Origin of the sequence: Curtobacterium sp. AG1037 (genome assembly GCF_003349855.1) — a bacterium.
Classification (GTDB): Bacteria; Actinomycetota; Actinomycetes; order Actinomycetales; family Microbacteriaceae; genus Curtobacterium; species Curtobacterium citreum.
Window position 1 is genome coordinate 75,927 of sequence record NZ_QQAO01000011.1, and the last position, 21,751, is coordinate 97,677.

A 21,751-nucleotide genomic window follows, 5' to 3' on the forward strand; every position below is an offset into this window, starting at 1 on the left:
ACTCCTGCCGCCGGCGTCGCCGTCGGTCCTGAACAGAAAGACGAGACGACCGGTGGCACGATCGACACCCGTCAAGAAGGCGTTGCGCTCGCTCACCTGGTTGGTGATCATCATGGCCGCACTCGCGGGCCTGAACACCGCTGCGTCGGTGCTGGCAGCCAACACCAAGGACGACACCGGCAAGTGGTTCGCCGGCGCGAGTTGGGTGCCCGAGCTGGCGCTCGACCTGCAGGGCGGCACGCAGCTGACGCTCGCCGCGCAGAACACCCAGGGCGGCTCGGTGACCTCGCAGCAGCTCAACCAGGCGGTCAACATCATCCGCCAGCGCATCAACGCCACGGGTGTCTCCGAGTCGCAGATCAACACGCAGGGCACGAACAACATCGTCGTGTCCATCCCGGGCAAGCCCGACAAGGCGACCATCGACCGCATCGAAGCCGCCGCCAAGCTCACCTTCCGACCGGTGCTCTACACCGAGGCCGCGACGAGCACGTCCGTCGGGGGCGAGAAGGGCGCGTCCGCGTCGCCGACGCCGTACACCCCGCCCGCGTCGCTCGAGGCCACGCCGACCGCGAAGGCGACGAACGGCAGCGACCTCTCGCAGGTCACGCCCGCGTTGCAGGACCTGTACACGAACTACAACTGCAAGGCTCCGGACGACGTCACGACGGCACCCGACGACCAGCCGCTCGTCACCTGCGACCAGGACGGCGCCGCGAAGTACATCCTCGGCCCGGTCGAGGTCTCCGGCTCCGGGATCAGCAACGCGACTTCGGGCCTCGCCACCGACTCGCAGGGTGCGACGACCGGGGAGTGGGCGGTCAACCTGACCTTCAAGGGCCAGGCCTCGGACGACTTCCGTCAGGTCACCAGCCGCCTGGTCAAGCTCCAGCAGCCGCAGAACCAGTTCGCCATCGTCCTCGACGGCACGGTCATCCAGGCACCGGCCGCGAACGCCGCGATCACGAACGGCAAGGCGCAGATCACCGGTGGCTTCACCGCCGAGTCGGCGAAGACCCTCGCCGACCAGCTGAAGTACGGTGCGCTGCCCATCAACTTCCAGGTGCAGTCGAACGAGAACATCTCCGCGACGCTCGGCACCGCGCAGCTCGTCGGCGGCCTGGTCGCCGGCCTGATCGGCCTGATCCTCGTCGTGATCTACTCGATCATCCAGTACCGTGCGCTGGCGTTCGTCACGGTCCTGTCGCTCGGCGTCGCCGCGGTGATCACCTACCTGGTGATCGCGATCATGTCGTGGCGCGTCGACTACCGGCTCTCACTCGCGGGCGTCGCGGGTCTGATCGTGGCCATCGGCATCACGGCGGACTCGTTCATCGTCTACTTCGAGCGCATCCGCGACGAGCTCCGTGACGGCCGTGGGCTCGAGAGCGCCGTCGAGTCGGGCTGGAAGCGCGCCCTCCGCACGATCCTGGCGTCCGACTCGATCAACTTCCTCGCCGCCGTCGTGCTCTACATCCTCGCGGTCAGCGACGTGAAGGGCTTCGCGTTCACGCTGCTCCTCACCACGCTCATCGACGTCGTCGTCGTCGTGCTCTTCACGCACCCGATGATGCAGCTCATCGCCCGCAGCCGCTTCTTCGGCGAGGGGCACCGGTTCAGCGGACTCGACCCGTCCGCCCTCGGCGCGGTCTACCGCGGTCGCGCGCAGTTCCGCGCTCCCGTGGTCGACGGCAAACGCCAGCGCAGCGCGGGCGAGGCCCAGCGCCGCCAGACGATCGCGGAGCGGAAGGCCCAGCAGGCCTCCGGCGCGCAGGACGGCACGACGCCGGACGGGAAGGACGACTGATGGCCAGCTTCAGCCAGTTCGGCAGCGACCTCTACACGGGCAAGCGCTCGTACGACATCGTCGGCCGACGCAAGACGTGGTACCTCGTCGCGATCGTCGCGATCGTGGTGTCCCTCGCCGTGCCGTGGCTCCGCGGCGGGTACCAGCTCGGCATCGAGTTCACCGGCGGCTCCGAGTTCACGATCTCGAACGCCGGCTCGACCGACCAGTCGATCGCGACGCGGACCGTCGAGTCGATCGTGCCCGAGGGCATCCCGCGCGTCTCGCAGGTCGGCCAGGACGGCATCCGCGTCCAGACCGAGCAGCTGACCGACCGCGAGACCACCCAGGTGCAGGACGCCCTCGCGAAGGCGTACGACGTCTCCGACGACCAGGTCGCCTCGACGTACATCGGTGCGACGTGGGGTGCCGACGTGCTCGCCCAGGCGATCCGCGGACTCGTGATCTTCCTCGTGCTCGCCGCCGTCGTCATGGCGCTGTACTTCCGCACCTGGAAGATGTCCGTCTCCGCCATGGTGGCGCTGCTGCACGACCTGCTCATCACGGCGGGCGTGTACGGCATCGTCGGGCTCGAGGTCACGCCCGCCGCGGTGATCGGCTTCCTGACGATCCTCGGGTACTCGCTGTACGACACCGTCGTGGTGTTCGACAAGGTGCGTGAGAACACGAGCCAGGAGTCGCACCGGACCTTTGTCCAGTCGGTGAACCTCGCGGTCAACCAGACCCTCGTCCGGTCGATCAACACCTCGGTCGTGGCCCTGCTGCCCGTCGCGGCGATCCTGTTCATCGGCTCCTACGTGCTCGGCGCCGGCACGCTGCGGGACATCTCGCTCGCGCTGTTCATCGGCATCATCGTGGGCACGTACTCGACGATCTTCATCGCGTCGCCGATGTACGCCCACTTGCGCGAGAACGAGCCGAAGATCAAGCAGGCCGACGCCAAGAAGCGCCAGGCGGCCGAGAAACGACAGCGCGAGGTCGACGCGACCGCCGAGGCCGTCTGATGGCGGTCGAGGTGCACGACGTCGACGTCGCCGAGGCCCGTCGCCGTATCGACGCCGGTGCGCGGCTGTTCGACGTCCGCGAGCAGGGGGAGTGGGACGAGGTCCACGCTCCCGAGGCGACGCTCGTGCCCATGTCGGAGCTCGTCGCCCGCTGGCAGGAGATCGACGGGGGCGACCAGCCCGCGATCGTCGTCTGCCACTCCGGCGGCCGGTCCGCCCGGGTCGTCGCCGCGCTCGAGCAGTCCGGTGTCCCCGCGGTGAACCTCGTCGGCGGGATGACGGCGTGGGAGCAGGCCGGCGAGCCGGTCGTCCGCGCGGGTGCCACCGCCGAGGACGCCCAGGGCGAACCGCGTCACGAGCACTGACTCTGCCCACAACACGAAGACGAAGAGGCGGCACCCATCTCGGGTGCCGCCTCTCTGTCATCGCGCTGCCAGGAGTCAGACCCCGCTGGCGGAGAAGGACCCGCTGCAGATCGTCGACGTGCCACACTTCGCGCGGAACATCGTCTGCGCGGAGACATTTCCCCACGGAACCCTCGTCGACCCCGGGGTTCGGGTGTCGGCGACCCCGAGGTTGTACCACTTCGACCAAGTCCCGAACTGACTGCCGTTGTAGCCGCGGTAGTAACCCAGGCCCTGCCCGGCGTTCGTCTGGGCCGTCGACGATGCGACGGTGAAACGGTACTTGACCGTCACCGCAGCGTCGGCGCCGATGATGTTCGGACCCGCGAAGGACCTCGACCAGCTGGACGCACTCGAAGCGAGGTACGCGTAGTTCGACGCGGCGGCAGCAGTTGCTCGCTGGGACGCGACCTCCGAGTCACCTCGTGCGGACGCCGGAAGCGCCACCCGGGGCCCGTACAGTTGCTGCAACTTCGAGGTGGTCAGGCCGTTCGGCAGCGAGCCATCGGCTTCGGGAACGACCACGACGGTGTCGGCGCCGATCTTGCCGGTCGGGTAGAACACCCCTCATCCGTGACCTGGGCCGCGGCCGGATCGACGACCACGTAGCCGCCGTGGTCACTGCTCGGAGTCACCGCGTTGGCCGGTAGCGCACCGGCCGTGAGAAGAGCGGCTGTCATCGGAACGACGAAGGCAGCGAGCATCGTCTTCTTCTTCTTCATTGAATTCTCCCCGATGGGCATCGACATTGATGCCCTTTCCGGGACGGGCCCCTTGTCCGTCCTCATCGGCAACGTATCGGCAGGATTTGTCGGAAGTCAATGACCCGGATGACGCAGACAGACGCACCTGCAGAAGCGCTCAGGAGTTGTTCGAGACTCCGGCAGCCCGACGTGAGGCCGTCAGCGAACACGCGGCACAGGCACGTGCGCGACCCGCGTAGGATTGCCAGACCGTACCCGGATACCGGTCGTTGGAGGCGCACCATGACGGACACCCGTGAGTCCACGCCCCAGGGTGCGACCGAGCCCGGTGCGAGCCGTCCCGGCTCCGCACCGCGGCCGACGAGTCCGCTCGGTCCGAACACGACCGGGAACATCGGGTCGCTCCGGTCCCTGCTGCCGCGGCTCTTCTCGCGGGCGCAGCCGGCCGGCGCCGTCGACACGTTGATCCGGACGGTGCGGTCGCACCACCCGAAGGCCGACGTGACGCTCATCGAGCGGGCGTACTCGGTCGCGGAGCGCGCGCACGACGGGCAGAAGCGCAAGTCGGGCGAGCCGTACATCACGCACCCGGTGGCGGTCGCGCAGATCCTCGCCGACCTGGGGATCGGCACGATCACGATCGCCGCAGCGCTGCTGCACGACACCGTCGAGGACACGGACTACCAGCTCGACGAGCTCCGCGCAGAGTTCGGCGACGAGATCGCGATGCTCGTCGACGGTGTCACGAAGCTCGACAAGGTCAAGTACGGCGACAGCGCCCAGGCCGAGACCGTCCGCAAGATGGTCATCGCGATGTCGAAGGACATCCGCGTGCTCGTCATCAAGCTCGCGGACCGTCTGCACAACGCCCGCACGTGGGGCTTCGTCGAGTCCGCCTCCGCCACGCGCAAGGCGAAGGAGACGCTCGAGATCTACGCGCCCCTGGCGCACCGGCTCGGCATCCAGATGATCAAGCTGGAGCTCGAGGACCTGTCGTTCGCAGTCCTGCACCCGAAGCTCTACGTCGAGATCGACAGCCTGGTCAAGGAGCGGCAGCCGAAGCGCGAGCAGTTCGTGCAGAACGTGATCGGCACGCTCAAGAAGGACCTGAAGGCGTCGAAGATCCGCGGCGACGTGATGGGCCGACCGAAGCAGTACTACTCGATCTACCAGAAGATGATCGTCCGCGGGCGCGAGTTCGACGAGATCTACGACCTGGTCGGGATCCGCGTGCTCGTCCCCACCGTGCGCGACTGCTACGCCATGCTCGGCTCGGTGCACGCCCGCTGGACCCCGCTGCCCGGGCGCTTCAAGGACTACATCGCGACCCCGAAGTTCAACCTGTACCAGTCGCTCCACACCACGGTGCTCGGACCCCAGGGCCGTGCGGTCGAGATCCAGATCCGCACGCACGAGATGCATCAGCGCGCCGAGTTCGGGGTCGCGGCGCACTGGAAGTACAAGCAGCGCGCCCAGGGCCGTGACGTCGACACGACGACCACCGACGACCAGGACATGGCGTGGCTCGCCCACATCACCGACTGGCAAGCGGAGACGAGCGACCCGGGGGAGTTCCTCGACTCGCTCCGGTACGAGATCGGCGCGAAGGAGACCTACGTCTTCACGCCGCAGGGCAAGGTCATCGGTCTGCCCGCCGGTGCGACCCCGGTCGACTTCGCCTACGCCGTGCACACCGAGATCGGGCACCGCACCATGGGTGCCAAGGTCAACGGCCGCCTGGTGCCGCTCGAGAGCCAGCTGTCCAGCGGCGACGTCGTCGAGATCTTCACGTCGAAGAACCCCGACTCGGGCCCGAGCCAGGACTGGCTGACGTTCGTCCGCAGTCCGCGCGCCCGGAACAAGATCAAGCAGTGGTTCACCAAGGAGCGCCGCGAAGAGGCGATCGAGCAGGGACGCGACGCCATCGCTCGGGCGATGCGCAAGCAGAACCTGCCGCTCCAGCGCATCATGAGCCAGGACTCCATCTCCGAGGTGGCCTCGGCGATGCGCTACGAGGACGTCTCGGCGCTCTACGCGGCGATCGGCGAGGGGCACGTCTCCACGCAGTCGGTCATCGAGAAGATCCTCGCGGGCGTCCAGACCGAGGCCGAGACCGACGAGCCCGAGCTCGCGTTCCCGCGGCAGGTCACGAGCCGGCAGCTCCGCAACAGCGACAGCGGCGTGCTCGTGCGCGGGGCGCCCGACATCCTCGTCAAGCTCGCCAAGTGCTGCACCCCGGTGCCCGGCGACCAGATCGTCGGTTTCATCACCCGCGGCCAGGGCGTCTCGGTGCACCAAGCTTCGTGCACGAACGTGAAGTCGCTCATGAACGAGCCCGACCGCATGATCGAGGTCGAGTGGGCGCCGTCGTCGAAGTCGGTGTTCCTCGTGCAGATCCAGATCGAGGCGCTCGACCGCTCCGGTCTGCTCAGCGACGTCACGCGGGTCCTGACCGACCACCACGTCAACATCCTGTCCGCCACCGTCTCGACCTCGTCGGACCGCCTCGCGCTGAGCCGCTTCGTGTTCGAGATGGGCGACACGACCCACCTGGACCGGGTGCTCAACGCGGTGCGGCGCATCGACGCGGTCTACGACGTCTACCGCGTCAGTGCCGGCTGACCCGGGACCAGCCGGTCAGGCCCCGAGGAGTGCGTCGAGCCGCCTGGCGGCCTGACGGACCATCGGGACGGTGCCGAGCGCGTCCAGCGCGGCCAGGACCGCCTCAGGCTCGGTCACACCCACCGCGAAGAGCCCCCGCACGGCGTCCGCGGCGTCCGGGTCGAGGTCCCCGATGGCGCGGAGCAGGTCGACGACCGTGCGGACCGGTGTCGTCACACGCACGCCGTCGAGCGCCACGGTGTCCTCGGGCCCGATGCGTACCTGCCGCACGCGCGCGGTCGTCACGTCGGCGACCCGGATGCCGACGGGGGCGGCCGCCTCCGCCGGCTCCGGAGCACACGACCGACCGCCCCAGATCCACGCTGCACTGCCCCCGCACGCGACGAGCCGACGATCGGGCACGTCGGCCGCCCAGGCTTCGGCACGGAGCGACGGCACCTGGGCCTCGGCGACGGAGGTCCAGCAGGACCCCACCGGCACGAGCTCGCCGGCGAGCACTGCGGCCCGGAGCTCCGCCTCCGGCCAGTCCGTACTGGTCAGGAGTCGGGACGACGGCACCCGGCCATCCTGCCGGAGCGCGCACCCGCAGGACAGCCACTGTGGACAACCGCCGGCGCCGTCGGCGCACGACGGCAGCCGCAGGACCTCAGCGCAGGACGTCGGCGCGGTGCACGAGCGCGGCGGCGCCGATCAGCGGGCCGTCCTGCGACAGCCCCGTCGGCACGATGCGCACCTTGGTGACGAAGCCGAACTCGACCCGCTCGGCGACAGCCTGGCGGGCGTACTCGAACAGGTCGGGGGAGACGTGGGAGAACCCGCCGCCGAGGGCGACGACCTCGAGGTCGACCAGACTGGTCGCCGCGGCGATCGCCTGCCCGAGCGCGCGGCCGCTGCGCTTGACGGCGGCCACCGCGACCTCGTCGCCGGCGGCGTAGGCGGCCGCGAGCTCCTCGCCGGTGGTCCCCGTGAACCCCTGGCGCTGCGCCCAGGCGACCGTCTTCGGGCCGCTCGCGACGGCTTCGAGGCAGCCGGTGCCACCGCACGCGCACGGGTCGTCGAACCCGCCGCACTCGACGTGTCCGACGTGCCCGGCGTTGCCGGTCGGGCCGCTGACGGTCCGGCCGTGCAGGATGAGTCCGCCGCCGACCCCGGTCGAGACGATCATGCCCATCACATGGTCGTGTCCCTGCGCGGCGCCCACCCAGTGCTCGGCGAGCGTGATCGCGAGGCCGTCCATGCGCAGGGTCACCGGGACGTCGGCGGGGACGTGGGCAGCGACGCGGTCGCGGAGCGGGTACCCGCGCCACACCGGCATGTTCAGCGGCGAGACGAGCCCGTGCTGCTCGTCCACGGGACCAGCGGAACCGACGCCGACACCGACGAGCACGCCGTCCGCCGGCAGTGCGGCGAGGGCGCTCGTCACGACCTCGTCGACGGCCGCCTGCAGTTCCTCGGACGTGCGTCCCGGCCCGGTGGGGCTGCGGAAGCGCGTGGCCGGCAGGACGACGCCGGCGTCGGTCACGAGGGCCGCTTCGACCTTCGTGCCGCCGAGGTCGACGGCCAGGGCGAGGGGGACGGGGACGGTGCTGTCGGTCATGCGCGCTCCGATGCGGCGGACGGGAGGCTCGGGGCGGCCGGTCGACGCATCGTCGCGCCCGGTACGACCCGGCCCGGTGCGGGTCGGTCAGGTGGTGCGGTCCCGGCCGCGGATGCGGTCGGGACGGGTGGATCTGATCAGTAGGACGAGGAGTCGTCGCCGAGCGACGACGCGGCACCGGTCTGTGCGCGGTGCGCGACCTCGTCGAGGATGCGCGCGGAGGCGCTCGTCCCGATGCGGTCGGCTCCGGCCTCGACCATCTCGAGCAGCGTGTCGAGCCCGCGCACACCGCCGGAGGCCTTCACCCCGGTGCCCGCGCCGACGGTCTCGCGCATGAGCCGGATGTGCGGGGCGGTCGCACCGCCGCCGGCGAACCCGGTCGACGTCTTCACGAACGCGGCACCCGCTGCCTGGGCGGCACGCGAGGCCGCGACGATCTCGTCGTCGGTCAGGAACGCGGTCTCGAGGATGACCTTCACGACGGTGTTCCCGGCGGCCTGGACGACCGCGCGGACGTCGTCCTCGACGCGCTGCCAGTCGCCGGACCTCGCGGCACCGATGTTCTGCACCATGTCGAGCTCGAACGCACCGTCGGCCAGGGCCTGCAGCGACTCGGCGACCTTGGCGCCGGTCGAGGTGGTGCCGTGCGGGAAGCCGATGACCGTCCCGACGCCCACCCCGGTGCCGGTCAGGCGCTCCACGGCGTGCGCGACGTCGCTCGGGCGGACGCACACGCTGAAGACCCGGTACGCCGCGGCCTCGTCGAGCTGGGCGTCGACGTCGGCGCGGGTGAGCTCGGGCTTCAGGATCGCGTGGTCGATGAGGGCCCGCACGGCGTCGGCGTCGATCGCGTGCGGTTCGGCTGCGTGCGGGTCATCGGGGAGCGCTGCGTTGTCCACCCGGCAAGCCTACCCGGAGGCGACCGGCGTACCGTGCCCCGCATGCACGTCCTCGTCACCGGCGCCACCGGGTACATCGGCGGCCGACTCGTCCCCCGACTCCTCGAGGCCGGACACCAGGTCCGGGTGTTCGTGCGGACCCCCCGGAAACTCCAGGACGTCCCCTGGCACGACGACGTCGAGGTGGCGCAGGGTGACCTGCAGGACGCCGTCGCCGTCCGGTCCGCCGTCGACGGCGTCGAGGCGGTCTACTACCTCGCGCACGCGATGGGGGCCGACGGCGACTTCGAGCAGGCCGAGCGCCAGGCCGTCGAGACGATGGCGCGCGAGGCGAAGTCCGCCGGGGTCCGGCGCTTCGTGTACCTGGGCGGGCTGCACCCCGACGGCGAGCTGTCGAAGCACCTGCGGAGCCGGAAGGAGGTCGGGGACGTGCTGCTCGCCTCCGGCGTCCCCACGATCGCATACCAGGCCGGCGTCGTGATCGGGTCCGGAAGCACCTCGTTCGAGATGATCCGGCACGTCACCGACGTGCTGCCGTGGATGCCGGCGCCGCGGTGGGTCCGCAACCGGATCCAGCCGATCGCCGTCCGGGACGTCCTGTACTACCTCGTCGCCGCGCTCGACATCCCGGCCGACGTCAACCGCACGTTCGACATCGGCGGCCCGGACGTCCTGAAGTACGGGCAGATGCTCAACGGCTACGCGGTCGAGGCGAAGCTGCCGCAGCGTCGGTTCACGGTGCTCCCGGTGCTCACGCCCGGGCTCTCCGCGCACTGGTTCAACATCGTGACGCCCATCCCGCGGAAGCTCGCGACGCCGATCATCGAGTCGCTGCAGTTCGAGTGCATCCAGCGCGAGCACGACATCGACGACGTGGTGCCGCGTCCCGAGGGCGGGCTGACGTCCTACCGACGAGCGGTCCGGCTCGCGCTCGCCCGGATGCGGAAGGGCGAGGTCGAGACGAGCTGGCGCAGCGCCACGCTCGCGGCGACCCCCGCGGACCCGCTGCCGAGCGACCCGGACTGGGCCGGGCACACCGTCTACGTCGACGACCGCCGCCGACACACCTCCGCCTCAGCCGAGGACGTCTGGCGCGTCGTCGAGGGCATCGGCGGTGACAACGGGTGGTACTCGTTCCCGCTCGCCTGGGTCGCCAGGGGCTGGATGGACAAGCTCGCCGGCGGGGTGGGACTGAGCCGCGGCCGCCGCGACCCCAGGCGGCTGGAGCAGGGCGACGCCCTGGACTGGTGGCGGGTCGAGCGCCTCGAGCGTGGGCGGTACCTGCGCCTGCGCGCCGAGTTCAAGTCGCCGGGTCGAGCCTGGCTCGAGATGACCGTCACACCGAGCGACGGCGGCGGGAGCGACTACCACCAGCGGGCCATCTACTTCCCGCAGGGGCTGTCCGGTCGGCTCTACTGGTACTCGATCCTGCCGTTCCACGGCGTGATCTTCCCCGGCATGGTCGAGCGCATCACGGCCGCCGCAGAGCGCGAGTCCGAGCACACGCAGTCGACGGGACGCAACTGGACCCAGCACAATGGGTCAGAGGCACCCGTGCACGAGGAGGCAGCATGACCGATCGGCCAGCCACGACCGAGGGACACGGACCGCTCCTGTTCCTGGGTGACAGCATCACCGAGCAGGGCTCCTGGGACGCCTGGCTCCCGGGCGAGCGAGTCGTCAACCAGGGCATCGGCGGGGACACCACCGACGGCGTCCTCGAGCGTCTGGACGCCGTCGTCGCCGAGCAGCCGGAGGCGATCGTCCTGCTCATCGGCACCAACGACTTCGGCAACCACCGCGCGAGCGTCGAGCACGTCGTCCGCGGGGTCGAGTCCGTCCTCGTGACCCTCCGCCGCGAGCTGCCTGGCGTCCGCCTGCTGCTCGTGTCGATCCTGCCCCGACAGGCCGAGTGGGCCGCGAAGATCGACGCGGCCAACCGGCACCTGCGCCAGTTCGTCGCCACCTGCCACGCGCAGTACCTCGACCTCTGGCCCGCCCTCGCCGACGGCGACCACCTCGACGAGCGGTACACCGACGACGGCCTGCACCTGACCGAGGACGGCTACCGCGCCGTCGTCGCGGAGCTCGAACCCGCCCTCGAGCGGCTCCGTGGGCTCCCGCCGATGTCGCGCCCGATCCAGGCGATCGACCTCGAGGAGGCCGGCGCCTGATGGCACGGAAGGGTCGGCCCCCGGCGGGGTCGTCGCTCACCGGCGTGCCCTCGTCGCGACCGGGCACCGCCGGCCGCGGGGCGACCACCGCGAAGACCACCCCGCCGTTCACCCGGCCCGCCCTCGCGCCGTCGCTCATCGCGGCGATGCTCCTGCTGGCGTTCGTGGCGATCATCGACTCATCGGCGTTCGTGTTCGTCCGGTGGGGCGTGACCGTGCTCGCGCTCATCGTGCTCGTCTTCGCGGTGCGGGGACGCACGTGGTGGGCCGCCGTGGCGATGGCGGCCGTCGCGGTCTGCTGGAACCCGGTCGTCGTCGTGCCGATCCCGGGGCAGGTCTGGGCCGCCCTGCAACTCGTCGTGGCCGCGCTGTTCGTCGCTGTCGGGATCCTCGTCAAGGTGCCACGTCAGGCGGACGCGAGCAGCGCCTCCAGGCCGTAGCGCACCACGTCGTCGGCGCGAGCCGACCCGCCGACCGGGGTGACCGCCGGACGGTAGGATCACAGGAGCCGGGCGCAGGGCCCGGCGACACGATCCGAAGGGCATGGATGAGCCACGAGACCGAGCCGGCGACCGAGAGTCCTCTGCTGAACCCTCGACCGTCCTCGGGCGGTCTCGACCGTCCCGACGTCGTCGTCCGCAAGGGACGGCTGACCCTGGTCAACGGGCACCTGACGCCCCAGCAGTCGATGATCGAGGACCTCCTGTTCCTCGACGACGCGCTCACCGCCGGCGACGTCGACCACCTGCTCATCCGCGGCAACGACCAGCGACCCGTGATCGCGGTCGACGAGCGAGACCGCCAGCGGGCCGAGAGCGCCGTGATGGCCGCCTCGGCGAACGAGCCGTTCTACGCCAAGCCGCCGGGCAAGCCCGCGGTGCTCGTCATCGACGACGGGCTCGGTCCGGTCGAGGAGCCGGTCCTGCGGGTGTTCCGCCCCCGCCTCGAGCCGCTCGGGCGCTTGCGCTACGGGGCGGAGACGAGCGTCCAGCTCGAGTTCTGGCGCGTGACCGACACCGAGGTGCTCGCGCCGAAGGAGAACGCCCTCATGCGGCGTTCCCTGCCCGTCGAGGAGTTCGTCGTCGTGGACATCGAGCGGTACGGCCGCACATGGCGCACCGTCGAGCACATGTTCGAGGACCACGTGTCGGACATCCGCTTCCCGGTCGACATCGTCTTCTCGTGGGTCGACGGCAACGCGATCGAGTACCAGCGCGCCCGCCAGGCCGCGCAGGCGAACGCCGTGCTGGGGGAGGGCGACGACGCCCCCGCCCGCTTCCGGCAGATCGACGAGCTGAAGTACGCGCTCCGATCGGTGCACACCTTCGCCCCGTGGATCCGGCAGATCTACATCGCCACCGACTCGCCGGCGCCGCACTGGCTGGCCGACCACCCGAAGGTGCGGATCGTCCGGAGCGAGGAGTTCTTCGCGGACCCCTCCGTGCTGCCCACGCACAACTCGCAGGCCGTCGAATCGCAGCTGCACCACATCCCGGGCATCAGCGAGCACTTCATCTACTCGAACGACGACATGTTCTTCGGTCGCTCGGTCGACCCGTCGGTGTTCTTCAGCCCGGGGTCGGTGACGAAGTTCATCCTCGCGACGACCCGGATCGGGCTCGGCTCGAACAACCCGGCACGCAGCGGGTTCGAGAACTCCGCCCGGGTGAACCGTCGCCTGCTCCAGCAGCGCTTCGGCGCGGTGACCACGAGGCACCTCGAGCACGCGCCCACGCCGCTCCGGGCGTCGATCATGACCGAGATGGAGCACGAGTTCGCGGACGAGTTCCGCGCCACCGCGGCGTCGCGCTTCCGGGCCGCCGACAACATCTCGGTGACGAACTCGCTCTACCACTACTACGCACTGCTGACCGGTCGCGCGATCATGCAGGAGAACGCCACCGTCCGGTACGTCGACACAACGATGCAGTCCGGGCTCAAGGCGCTCGACGACCTGCTCAAGAAGCGGAACGTCGACTTCTTCTGCCTGAACGACGGCAGCTTCCCCGAGGTGTCGGACGAGGAGCGGACAGCGCGCGTCACGGACTTCCTGGAGCGGTACTTCCCGTTCCCGGCGCCGTGGGAGCGTACCGCGGAGTAGCGCTGGCGCCCGGCGCCGAGCGTGCCGGATCTGGGACGCTCGGCGCCGTCAACCGACGTCCTGTGCACGCTCGGCGACGCGCTCACGGGGTGTCGTGCGTGTTCGGCGCGCACCGACGCGGGCAACGCGAGGCCGCAGCACCGCGATGACGCAGCGCTGCGACTCCGCGTCGCCGCGCTCGTCAGCGGCGGACGGGGCTGGTAGGCACCGCGTCGAGCGTGAACACCGGGATGCTCGCCGTGACCGGGGCCGGCTCGACCGCGGCCGGGATGGAGACCCCCGCGGCCGCGAGACGTGCTTCGGTCTCCGTCGCGGAGACCGGCTGCCCCACGGTCGAGTAGTGCCCGACCGGGACCACCGAGTGCACGACGTTGTTGCCGTAGACGTGCACGAGGTTGAACGACTGCGCGCCGTCCTGTCCCCGGGTTCCGCCCTGGTACTCCGTCAGGTCCTGCGTGTAGCACGTGGCGCTGGCGACCGAGACCGGGATGCCGGCGAACACCGCGCTCGTGGAGTAGTGGAGGTGACCGGCGATGATCGCGATGACGTCGGAGCCCTCGACGACCTCGGCCAGGGCCGCCTGGTCACGGAGCTCGACGAGGACGGCGAGGTCCTGGACGCTCGGCACGGGCGGGTGGTGCATCGCGAGGATCGTGCCGTGCGGCGCTGCCTCGGAGAGGACCTCGGCGAGCCAGTCGAGCTGCGCGGGGGAGACCTCGCCGTGGTGCTGGCCCGGGACGCTCGTGTCGAGGGTGATCACGCGCAGTCCGTTCACGTCGTACACGAAGTCGACGGGGCGGTCGGTGGGCTGCAGGCCGAAGAGCTCCTGGCGGAAGGCGCCGCGCTCGTCGTGGTTGCCCATGGCCCAGATGACCTGCGCGCCGATCCGGGCCGCGGCCGGCTCGACGATGTCGCGGACCCGGGCGTAGGCGCCGGGCTCACCCTTGTCGGCCACGTCGCCGGTGACGACGATCGCCTCGGGGTGGGTCCCGGAGGCCTCGATGTCGGCGATGATCGCCTGCAGCCGCGCTGCGGAGTCGACGTCTCCGTAGAGGTCGCCGTCACCCGCCACGAGGTGGGTGTCGCTGAGGTGGAGGAGGAAGTGGTTCGGCCTGGGGTGTTCGGCCGTCCGGCTGTCCATCGGTGTCTCGTTCCGTTGGCGGATGCGTGGTGCAACACAGTGCCACACCGTTCTCCACGAGTCCACCACTCGTTCTTGAATCCGAGGTGAACCGGAAGCGTGTTTCTCTGAAATTGAGGCGAACGAACGAGCCCCCCGACCACGAAGTGGACGAGGGGCTCGTTCGTTCTTGCCGAGAAGTGTAGCTGGGTGTCAGTGGTTCCCGGCACCGACCGCGGGGGCCGGGGTGGTGCTGTCGATCTCCGGACCGTGGTGAGCGGCGTGCGCGGCCTCGAGCTCGGACTTCGTGACCGGAGCGATGCGGTCCTCGAAGAAGAAGCGGGAGAGGCGTGCACGGGTCTTCTGCACCGCGGTGATCCGACCCTTGGCGTCCGGACGGATCATGAGGGGCTTGTACTCGTTGAACTGCAGGAGCTTCCAGCGCTCGTACTCGTCGAGCTGCTCGTGCACCTCGATGTACTCGCCGTGCGGCAGGCGGACGATGCGGCCCGACTCGTAGCCGTGCAGGACGATCTCGCGGTCCTTCTTCTGCAGCGCGAGGCAGACGCGCTTCGTGATCCAGAAGGCGACGAACGGGCCGAGGACCGTCGTGGCCTGGATGACGTGGATCACGTGCTCGATCGACACCATGAAGTGCGTGGCGATGATGTCGGACGAGGCAGCCGCCCAGAGCGAGGCGTACAGCGTGATGCCCGCGGCACCGAAGGCGGTGCGGGTCGGGGCGTTGCGCGGACGGTCGGCCAGGTGGTGCTCGCGCTTGTCACCGGTCACCCACGCCTCGATGAAGGGGTAGATGAACATCGCGATGATGAGGAACATCAGGACCGCGATCGGCACGAGGATGTTGAACGACACCGTGTAGCCGAACCACACGACCTCCCAGTGCGGCGGCACCAGACGGAGCGCGCCGTCGGCGAAGCCGATGTACCAGTCGGGCTGGGTACCGGCGGACACCGGGGACGGGTCGTACGGGCCGTAGTTCCAGATCGGGTTGATCGTGAACAGCGACGCGATGAGGGCCAGGATGCCCGCGACGATGAAGAAGAAGCCACCGGCCTTCGCGGCGAACGCCGGGAGGATCGGGACACCGACGACGTTCTCGTTCGTCTTGCCCGGACCCGCGAACTGCGTGTGCTTGTTGATGACGACCAGCACGAGGTGGACGCCGAGCACCGCGACGAGGATCGCCGGGAGCAGCAGGATGTGCAGCGTGTACAGGCGGCCGACGATGTCTGTGCCCGGGAACTCGCCGCCGAACAGCAGGTAGGCGATCCAGACGCCGATGACCGGGACGCCCTCGATCATGCCGACGATGATGCGGAGACCGTTGCCGGAGAGCAGGTCGTCGGGGAGCGAGTAGCCCGTGAAGCCCTCGGCCATGGCCAGGATCCACAGCACGAAGCCGAAGACCCAGTTGAGCTCACGCGGCTTGCGGAAGGCACCCGTGAAGAACACGCGGGCCATGTGCAGCATGATCGAGGCCACGAACAGCAGGGCCGCCCAGTGGTGGATCTGCCGGACGAAGAGTCCGCCGCGGATGTCGAACGAGATGTTCAGCGTGGACTGCAGGGCGGTCGACATCTCGACGCCCTTCAGCGGCACGTACGAGCCGTTGTAGACGACCTCGGTCATCGACGCCTGGAAGAAGAACGTCAGGAACGTCCCGGAGAGCAGGACGACGACGAAGCTGTACAGCGCGACCTCGCCGAGCATGAAGCTCCAGTGGTCGGGGAAGATCTTCCGCCCGACCTCCTTCACGAGGCCCGAGATGCTGGTGCGCTCGTCGATGTAGTTCGCGACCCCGCCGATGATGCGGGATCCGCGCTCCGGCGCCGGCTTCGTGGCCGTCGACGAAGGGGTGGTGGTTGTGGTGCTGGTCATCAGCGTTCACGCTCCCAGAAGGACGGTCCGACCGGCTCGTGGAAGTCGCTCTGGGCGACCAGGTAGCCGTCGTCGTCGATCGCGATCGGAAGTTGGGGGAGGGGACGTGCGGCCGGGCCGAAGATGACCTCGCAGTTGTTCGAGACGTCGAACGTCGACTGGTGGCACGGGCACAGCAGGTGGTGCGTCTGCTGCTCGTAGAGCGCGACCGGGCACCCGACGTGGGTGCAGATCTTGGAGTAGGCGACGATGCCGTCGTAGCCCCAGTCCTCGTGCCCCTTGGCGGGGTTGAGGTCCTTCGGGTCGAGGCGCATGAGGAGGACGGAGGCCTTGGCCTTCTCCTCGAGCATGTGCTCCGAGTCCAGCATGCCGTCCGGGATCACGTGGAAGACCGAACCGATGGTGACGTCGGAGGCCCGGATGGGGAGGCCCGTCGGGTCCTTCGTCAGGCGCATGCCCGACTTCCAGAACGTGTGACGGAGCAGCTCGTTCGGGTCCTCTGCCGGGGCGAGGTCACGGACGAGGACGATGCCGGGCAGCGGGAACGCGGCCAGGGCGCCGATCATCGAGTTGCGGATCAGCTTGCGGCGGCTGAACCCGGACTCCTTGTCGGCGAGCTGGAACGCCTCGACCGCCTTGGCGCGGGTCGCGTCGGTCCCACGGGTGGGGTGGCGCATCTCGGAGATCTCGCGGTCGACGACGAGCGTCTTCGACCAGTAGACGGCGCCGAGGCCCAGGGCGATGAGCGCGAGGGCGATGGCCAGGCCGAGCCAGAGGTTGCCAGCGCGGACGGTACCGAAGTTCTCTGGGTCGATCGGGAACGCGACGTAGGCCGCGATCGCCAGGACGCTGCCCACGATGGACAGGTAGAAGAACGTGGCGACCTGACGCTCGGCCAGGCGCTGCTTCTTCGGGTCGACGTCGGTGCGGCGCGCGCGGTGCGGCGGCTCGCCCGGGTTCTCGAACGGGTCGGCGGGAACGACCGCCGTGCCTGCCGGGGTACTGGTCGTGCCGTGCTTCTCGACAGCCGAGGACGAGCTCAGTGCCTCGTCGTCGTGCTCTGCCATGGTGTTCCCTTCAGTGTCGTTCGACACGGACGATCAGTTGGTCTTCGCGGTCAGCCACACGGTCATCGCGACGACCGCGCCGAGACCGAAGATCCAGATGAACAGACCCTCTGCCACCGGGCCGAGGGAGCCGAGGGCGAAGCCGCCGGGCGACTTGTTGTCCTGCACGTACTTGAGGTACGTGATGATGTCGGCCTTCTGCTCGGGCGTGAGGTTCAGGTCGTTGAAGACCGGCATGTTCTGCGGGCCGGTGGCCATGGCCTCGTAGATGTGCTTGCCGGAGACCGTCTGCAGGTTCGGCGCGTACTTGCCCTCGGTCAGCGCACCACCGGCACCGGCCACGTTGTGGCACATCGCGCAGTTGATGCGGAAGAGCTCGGCGCCCTCGGCGGCGTCGCCCTTGCCGTCGGTCAGCGACGTGGAGGGGACGGCCGGGCCGGGGCCGAGCGAGGCGACGTAGGCACCCATCGCGTCGATCTGCTCGTCCGTGAACTGGGCGGGCTTCTCCTCGGCCTGCGGGCCCTGGGCAGCCATCGGCATGCGACCGGTGCCGACCTGGAAGTCGACCGACGCGGCGCCGACACCGATGAGGGACGGGCCCTCGCTCGTGCCCTGCGCGTCGAGACCGTGGCAGGTCGCGCAGTTCGAGGCGAAGAGCTTCTGGCCCTCGTTCACCTTCGACTGGCTCGAGGCCACGGTGGTCGTGCTGTCGTCGGCGTTGGCCGTCGAGCTGAACAGCGCGTACGCACCGCCGGTGGTCATGAGACCCACGACGATGAGCGACACGGTCGCCATCGGGGAACGGCGGCCCTTCTTGGACTTGGTTCTGTTGAACATGCTGTGCGGGGTGTCCAGTTCCTACTTGAGAAGGTAGATGACGGCGAAGAGACCGATCCAGACCACGTCGACGAAGTGCCAGTAGTACGACACGACGATCGCGGTGGTCGCCTCCTTGTGCCCGAAGTTCTTGGCGGCGAAGCCACGACCCAGGGTGAGGAGGAACGCGATGAGACCGCCCGTGACGTGCAGGCCGTGGAAGCCGGTGGTCATGTAGAACGCGGAGCCGTAGGCGCTCGAGGAGAGCGTGACGCCCTCGTGCCAGAGGTTGGCGTACTCGAAGATCTGGCCGCAGACGAAGATCGCGCCCATGCAGTACGTGACGAAGAACCACTCCGTCATGCCCCAGTCCTTCGGGTTCCAGCTCGTGCGGTGCACCTGGAAGCGTTCGGCGGCGAAGACCGCGAACTGGCAGGCGAAGCTGGACAGCACCAGGATGATCGTGTTCACGGAGGCGAAGGGCACCTCGAGCTTGGACGTCTCGGTCGCCCAGAGCTCGGGCGAGGTGCTGCGCAGCGTGAAGTAGATCGCGAACAGGCCGGCGAAGAACATGACCTCGCTGCCCAGCCACACGATCGTCCCCACGGCAACGGCGTTCGGCCTGTTCAGGACCGGACCGCTGGCGGATCTGGAGAGAGGGGTGCTAGTCACGTCCTCCATTATGGCCGAAACCTGTGACAGTGTTTTCGCAGCAGACTGGCGGGTCTCTCGAACTCACTACGATCGAGGCATGTCGCTCTCACTCTCCTGGCCTGCGGTGATCAGCGCGCTCATGGCGCGCGAGGACCTCTCGATCAGGCAGTCCACATGGGCCATGGAGGAGATCGTCCAGGGGCGTGCGACAGCAGCACAGATCGCCGCGTTCGCCGTGGCCCTGCGTGCGAAGGGCGAGACCGTCGACGAGGTCGTCGGGTTCCGCGACGCCATCCTCGATGCCGCTGTCCCACTGGACGTGGACCCGATGGCGCTCGACATCGTCGGCACCGGCGGCGACGTCGTGGGTACCGTGAACGTCTCGACGATGGCCGCGATCGTGATCGCCGCCTCGGGCGTGCCGGTCGTCAAGCACGGCAACCGCGCGAGCTCGTCGAAGTCCGGATCGAGCGACGTGCTCGCCGCCCTCGGGCTCGACCTGACGATGGACGCGGTGCGGGTAGCGGACACGTTCCGGCGTGTCGGTCTGACCTTCGCCTTCGCCAGCGCGTTCCACCCCGGCTTCGCGCACGCGGCTCCGGTGCGCCGCGAGATCGGCGTGCCGACCGTCTTCAACTTCCTCGGCCCGCTCGTCAACCCCGCCCGGTGCGAGGCGAACGCGGTCGGTGTGGCCCAGCTCGAGCTCGTGCCGATCATCACGGGCGTGTTCCAGACCCGCGGCGCCACGGCACTGGTGTTCCGCGGTGACGACGGCCTCGACGAGCTCACCACGACCGGGCACTCGCACATCTGGGAGGTCACCGGTGGCCGCGTGATCGAGCACGACCTCGACCCGCGGGACCTCGGGATCGCCCGCGCGCGTACCGAGGACCTGCTCGGCGGTGATCCGGAGCACAACGCCGCCGTGGTCCACCGGGTGCTGGCGGGGGAGACCGGCCCGGTCCGGGACATCGTCCTGCTGAACGCCGCTGCGGGCCTGGTGTCCTTCCGGCTCGCCGAGGACCCCGACCAGGCCGACCGGCCGATCCTGCAGCGCTTCCGCGAGCAGCTCGTCGTGGCCGCCGACGCGGTCGACTCCGGCGCGGCGGCGCAGAAGCTCGCCGACTGGGTCGGCGCGGCCCCCGGGGCCTGACCCGGCGACGCCGCGGCGTCGAGCGGCGACCCAGCCGAACCACCGAGACACCGCCGAACCGCCGAGACGCCCCCGGATCCGGGGGCGTCTCGCCGTCGTGGCGGCGTCTCGCGAGCAGGCGCACCAGCGGACGCACCAGCAGGCCACGCACTGGAGGCGCGGTGCCGGTCCGTCGGACCGGCACCGCGCCTCCAGGCGGTCAGCTCACACGCGGGTCAGCGCACGTCCTCGTCGACCCAGTCGAAGGTCTTCGTGACGGCCTTCTTCCAGAGGCGGAGCTGACGGTCGCGCTCGGCGTCGTCGAGCTGGGGCTCCCAGCGCTTGTCCTCCTGCCAGTTGGCGCGCAGCTCGTCCAGGTTCGCCCAGAACCCGACGGCCAGACCGGCGGCGTAGGCGGCACCGAGGGCGGTGGTCTCCGCGACGACCGGTCGGACGACCGGCACGTTGAGGATGTCCGCCTGGAACTGCATGAGGGCGTCGTTGGCGGTCATGCCGCCGTCGACCTTGAGTTCCGTCAGCTCGACACCGGAGTCGGCGTTGACCGCGTCCAGGACCTCGCGGGTCTGGAGCGCCGTCGCCTCGAGCGCGGCACGGGCGATGTGGCCCTTGTTGACGTAGCGCGTCAGGCCGACGAGGGCACCGCGGGCGTCCGGACGCCAGTACGGCGCGAACAGACCCGAGAACGCCGGGACGAAGTAGACGCCACCGTTGTCCTCGACGGTCTTGGCGAGTGCCTCGACCTCGGGGGCGCTGCCGATGATGCCGAGGTTGTCGCGGAGCCACTGGATGAGCGAGCCCGTGACGGCGATCGAGCCCTCGAGCGCGTAGTGCGTCTCCTGGTCGCCGAGCTTGTAGCCGACGGTGGTGAGCAGCCCGTTCTCGGAGCGGACGATCTCGGTGCCGGTGTTGAAGATCAGGAAGTTGCCGGTGCCGTAGGTGTTCTTCGACTCGCCCTGGTCGAACGCCGCCTGGCCGAAGGTCGCGGCCTGCTGGTCGCCGAGGATGCCGGCGATCGGGACCTCGCGGAGCAGGTTGGACGACTCGACGTGGCCGTAGACCTCGGAGGAGCTGACGATCTCCGGCAGCATCGACTTCGGCACGCCGAAGTCGGCGAGGATGTCGTCGCGCCACGACAGCGTCTCGAGGTCCATGAACAGCGTGCGGGACGCGTTCGTGACGTCGGTCTTGTGCACGCCGCCGTCGGTGCCGCCGGTCAGGTTCCAGAGGACCCAGGTGTCGGTGGTGCCGAAGAGCAGGTTGCCGGCCTCGGCCTTCTCGCGGGCACCCTCGACGTTCTCGAGGATCCAGGCGATCTTGGTGCCGGAGAAGTACGTGGCGAGGGGCAGGCCGACGATCGCCTTGTAGCGGTCGGTGTCGCCGTCCGCGAGCTCGTCGACGATCGCCTGCGTGCGGGTGTCCTGCCAGACGATGGCGTTGTAGACGGCCTTGCCGGTGGTCTTGTCCCAGACCACCGCGGTCTCGCGCTGGTTGGTGATGCCGACCGCGGCGACGTCGTGGCGGGTGATGTCCGCACGGGACAGCGCCTGGCCGATGACCTCGCGCGTGTTGTCCCAGATCTCCGCGGGGTCGTGCTCGACCCACCCGGCGCGCGGGAAGATCTGCTCGTGCTCCTTCTGTCCGACGGAGACGATCGAACCGGAGTGGTCGAAGACGATCGCTCGGGTCGAGGTGGTGCCCTGGTCGATGGCGACGATGTAGTCGGCCAT

The 21,751-nt window shown here is 69.6% G+C and carries 19 protein-coding genes; 9 read left to right on the forward strand and 10 right to left on the reverse strand.

All coding sequences use genetic code 11. The features are described 5' to 3' along the window. Positions 1 to 52 precede the first annotated feature (52 nt). From secD to DEU32_RS14550, 3 genes are read left to right on the forward strand one after another with little or no spacing between them, the layout of a single operon-like run. Positions 53 to 1,807, forward strand: coding sequence for a protein translocase subunit SecD (secD, locus tag DEU32_RS14540; RefSeq protein WP_114851179.1), 1,755 nt, complete (start codon positions 53 to 55; stop codon positions 1,805 to 1,807). Further along, positions 1,807 to 2,811 (forward strand): protein translocase subunit SecF, encoded by a 1,005-nt coding sequence (secF, locus tag DEU32_RS14545; RefSeq protein WP_114851180.1) that lies wholly within the window; start codon positions 1,807 to 1,809, stop codon positions 2,809 to 2,811. The genes secD and secF overlap by 1 nt, the downstream gene beginning before the upstream one ends. Further along, positions 2,811 to 3,176: a rhodanese-like domain-containing protein gene (locus tag DEU32_RS14550; protein ID WP_114851181.1), complete on the forward strand. Its 366-nt coding sequence runs from the start codon at positions 2,811 to 2,813 to the stop codon at positions 3,174 to 3,176. Before secF ends, DEU32_RS14550 begins: the two co-directional genes overlap by 1 nt. 75 nt (positions 3,177 to 3,251) lie before the next feature. Here the strand turns inward: DEU32_RS14550 and DEU32_RS14555 are convergent, their stop codons facing one another. Continuing rightward, positions 3,252 to 3,779, reverse strand: coding sequence for a hypothetical protein (locus DEU32_RS14555; protein WP_114851182.1), 528 nt, complete (start codon positions 3,777 to 3,779; stop codon positions 3,252 to 3,254). Positions 3,780 to 4,201: 422 nt separating this feature from the next. Between DEU32_RS14555 and DEU32_RS14560 the strand changes: the two genes are divergently transcribed. After that, positions 4,202 to 6,541 (forward strand): bifunctional (p)ppGpp synthetase/guanosine-3',5'-bis(diphosphate) 3'-pyrophosphohydrolase, encoded by a 2,340-nt coding sequence (locus DEU32_RS14560; protein ID WP_258554884.1) that lies wholly within the window; start codon positions 4,202 to 4,204, stop codon positions 6,539 to 6,541. A 15-nt stretch (positions 6,542 to 6,556) separates the two neighbouring features. On the opposite strand, the gene DEU32_RS16965 is transcribed toward DEU32_RS14560, so the two are convergent. From DEU32_RS16965 to deoC, 3 genes are all read right to left on the reverse strand, one after another. Beyond that, positions 6,557 to 7,099: a hypothetical protein gene (locus DEU32_RS16965; protein ID WP_147281489.1), complete on the reverse strand. Its 543-nt coding sequence runs from the start codon at positions 7,097 to 7,099 to the stop codon at positions 6,557 to 6,559. Between the two features lie 88 nt (positions 7,100 to 7,187). After that, a complete protein-coding gene (locus tag DEU32_RS14570) occupies positions 7,188 to 8,138 on the reverse strand; it encodes an ROK family protein (RefSeq protein WP_114851184.1) in 951 nt (316 codons plus the stop codon). Positions 8,139 to 8,275: 137 nt separating this feature from the next. After that, positions 8,276 to 9,037 (reverse strand): deoxyribose-phosphate aldolase, encoded by a 762-nt coding sequence (gene deoC, locus DEU32_RS14575; RefSeq protein ID WP_395858330.1) that lies wholly within the window; start codon positions 9,035 to 9,037, stop codon positions 8,276 to 8,278. Positions 9,038 to 9,079: 42 nt separating this feature from the next. Between deoC and DEU32_RS14580 the strand changes: the two genes are divergently transcribed. The 4 genes from DEU32_RS14580 to DEU32_RS14595 all read left to right on the forward strand — a co-directional run bounded on the left by DEU32_RS14580 (position 9,080) and on the right by DEU32_RS14595 (position 13,312). Beyond that, positions 9,080 to 10,612 carry an SDR family oxidoreductase gene (locus tag DEU32_RS14580; protein ID WP_114851185.1) on the forward strand — a complete coding sequence of 511 codons (1,533 nt, stop codon included), beginning with the start codon at positions 9,080 to 9,082 and terminating at the stop codon, positions 10,610 to 10,612. Then, complete coding sequence (locus tag DEU32_RS14585) at positions 10,609 to 11,211, forward strand: GDSL-type esterase/lipase family protein (RefSeq protein ID WP_114851186.1); 603 nt, start codon at positions 10,609 to 10,611, stop codon at positions 11,209 to 11,211. Before DEU32_RS14580 ends, DEU32_RS14585 begins: the two co-directional genes overlap by 4 nt. Next, positions 11,211 to 11,651, forward strand: coding sequence for a DUF6804 family protein (locus tag DEU32_RS14590; protein ID WP_229666691.1), 441 nt, complete (start codon positions 11,211 to 11,213; stop codon positions 11,649 to 11,651). The genes DEU32_RS14585 and DEU32_RS14590 overlap by 1 nt, the downstream gene beginning before the upstream one ends. 107 nt (positions 11,652 to 11,758) lie before the next feature. Then, positions 11,759 to 13,312 carry a stealth conserved region 3 domain-containing protein gene (locus DEU32_RS14595; protein WP_114851187.1) on the forward strand — a complete coding sequence of 518 codons (1,554 nt, stop codon included), beginning with the start codon at positions 11,759 to 11,761 and terminating at the stop codon, positions 13,310 to 13,312. Between the two features lie 181 nt (positions 13,313 to 13,493). On the opposite strand, the gene DEU32_RS14600 is transcribed toward DEU32_RS14595, so the two are convergent. The 5 genes from DEU32_RS14600 to DEU32_RS14620 form a co-directional block, all read right to left on the reverse strand. Beyond that, complete coding sequence (locus DEU32_RS14600; RefSeq protein ID WP_114851188.1) at positions 13,494 to 14,453, reverse strand: phosphodiesterase; 960 nt, start codon at positions 14,451 to 14,453, stop codon at positions 13,494 to 13,496. A 192-nt stretch (positions 14,454 to 14,645) separates the two neighbouring features. After that, complete coding sequence (locus DEU32_RS14605) at positions 14,646 to 16,334, reverse strand: cytochrome bc complex cytochrome b subunit (protein ID WP_058743208.1); 1,689 nt, start codon at positions 16,332 to 16,334, stop codon at positions 14,646 to 14,648. Further along, entirely contained in the window at positions 16,334 to 17,401 is a 1,068-nt protein-coding gene (locus DEU32_RS14610) for a ubiquinol-cytochrome c reductase iron-sulfur subunit (protein WP_058743207.1), read from the reverse strand. The genes DEU32_RS14605 and DEU32_RS14610 overlap by 1 nt, the downstream gene beginning before the upstream one ends. 33 nt (positions 17,402 to 17,434) lie before the next feature. Further along, complete coding sequence (locus tag DEU32_RS14615; RefSeq protein WP_058743206.1) at positions 17,435 to 18,238, reverse strand: cytochrome c; 804 nt, start codon at positions 18,236 to 18,238, stop codon at positions 17,435 to 17,437. Between the two features lie 21 nt (positions 18,239 to 18,259). Continuing rightward, positions 18,260 to 18,898, reverse strand: a complete 639-nt coding sequence (locus tag DEU32_RS14620) for a heme-copper oxidase subunit III (protein WP_058743205.1) — start codon at positions 18,896 to 18,898, stop codon at positions 18,260 to 18,262. Between the two features lie 70 nt (positions 18,899 to 18,968). On the opposite strand from DEU32_RS14620, the gene trpD reads away from it, so the two are divergent. Next, a complete protein-coding gene (gene trpD, locus DEU32_RS14625) occupies positions 18,969 to 20,024 on the forward strand; it encodes an anthranilate phosphoribosyltransferase (RefSeq protein ID WP_114851189.1) in 1,056 nt (351 codons plus the stop codon). Between the two features lie 215 nt (positions 20,025 to 20,239). Here the strand turns inward: trpD and glpK are convergent, their stop codons facing one another. After that, the gene (gene glpK, locus DEU32_RS14630; protein WP_114851190.1) at positions 20,240 to 21,751 is read right to left on the reverse strand and encodes a glycerol kinase GlpK; all 1,512 of its coding nucleotides are present in this window, start codon (positions 21,749 to 21,751) and stop codon (positions 20,240 to 20,242) included.

What these genes read in the sequence shown, in the direction of transcription:
- secF (WP_114851180.1), top strand. Translation starts at nt 1,807, where the DNA reads ATGGCCAGCTTCAGCCAGTTCGGCAGCGACCTCTACACGGGCAAGCGC.
- DEU32_RS14550 (WP_114851181.1), top strand. Translation starts at nt 2,811, where the DNA reads ATGGCGGTCGAGGTGCACGACGTCGACGTCGCCGAGGCCCGTCGCCGT.
- DEU32_RS14560 (WP_258554884.1), top strand. Translation starts at nt 4,202, where the DNA reads ATGACGGACACCCGTGAGTCCACGCCCCAGGGTGCGACCGAGCCCGGT.
- DEU32_RS14570 (WP_114851184.1), bottom strand. Translation starts at nt 8,138, where the DNA reads ATGACCGACAGCACCGTCCCCGTCCCCCTCGCCCTGGCCGTCGACCTC.
- DEU32_RS14580 (WP_114851185.1), top strand. Translation starts at nt 9,080, where the DNA reads ATGCACGTCCTCGTCACCGGCGCCACCGGGTACATCGGCGGCCGACTC.
- DEU32_RS14585 (WP_114851186.1), top strand. Translation starts at nt 10,609, where the DNA reads ATGACCGATCGGCCAGCCACGACCGAGGGACACGGACCGCTCCTGTTC.
- DEU32_RS14590 (WP_229666691.1), top strand. Translation starts at nt 11,211, where the DNA reads ATGGCACGGAAGGGTCGGCCCCCGGCGGGGTCGTCGCTCACCGGCGTG.
- DEU32_RS14595 (WP_114851187.1), top strand. Translation starts at nt 11,759, where the DNA reads ATGAGCCACGAGACCGAGCCGGCGACCGAGAGTCCTCTGCTGAACCCT.
- DEU32_RS14600 (WP_114851188.1), bottom strand. Translation starts at nt 14,453, where the DNA reads ATGGACAGCCGGACGGCCGAACACCCCAGGCCGAACCACTTCCTCCTC.
- DEU32_RS14605 (WP_058743208.1), bottom strand. Translation starts at nt 16,334, where the DNA reads ATGACCAGCACCACAACCACCACCCCTTCGTCGACGGCCACGAAGCCG.
- DEU32_RS14610 (WP_058743207.1), bottom strand. Translation starts at nt 17,401, where the DNA reads ATGGCAGAGCACGACGACGAGGCACTGAGCTCGTCCTCGGCTGTCGAG.
- DEU32_RS14615 (WP_058743206.1), bottom strand. Translation starts at nt 18,238, where the DNA reads ATGTTCAACAGAACCAAGTCCAAGAAGGGCCGCCGTTCCCCGATGGCG.
- DEU32_RS14620 (WP_058743205.1), bottom strand. Translation starts at nt 18,898, where the DNA reads ATGGAGGACGTGACTAGCACCCCTCTCTCCAGATCCGCCAGCGGTCCG.
- trpD (WP_114851189.1), top strand. Translation starts at nt 18,969, where the DNA reads ATGTCGCTCTCACTCTCCTGGCCTGCGGTGATCAGCGCGCTCATGGCG.
- glpK (WP_114851190.1), bottom strand. Translation starts at nt 21,751, where the DNA reads ATGGCCGACTACATCGTCGCCATCGACCAGGGCACCACCTCGACCCGA.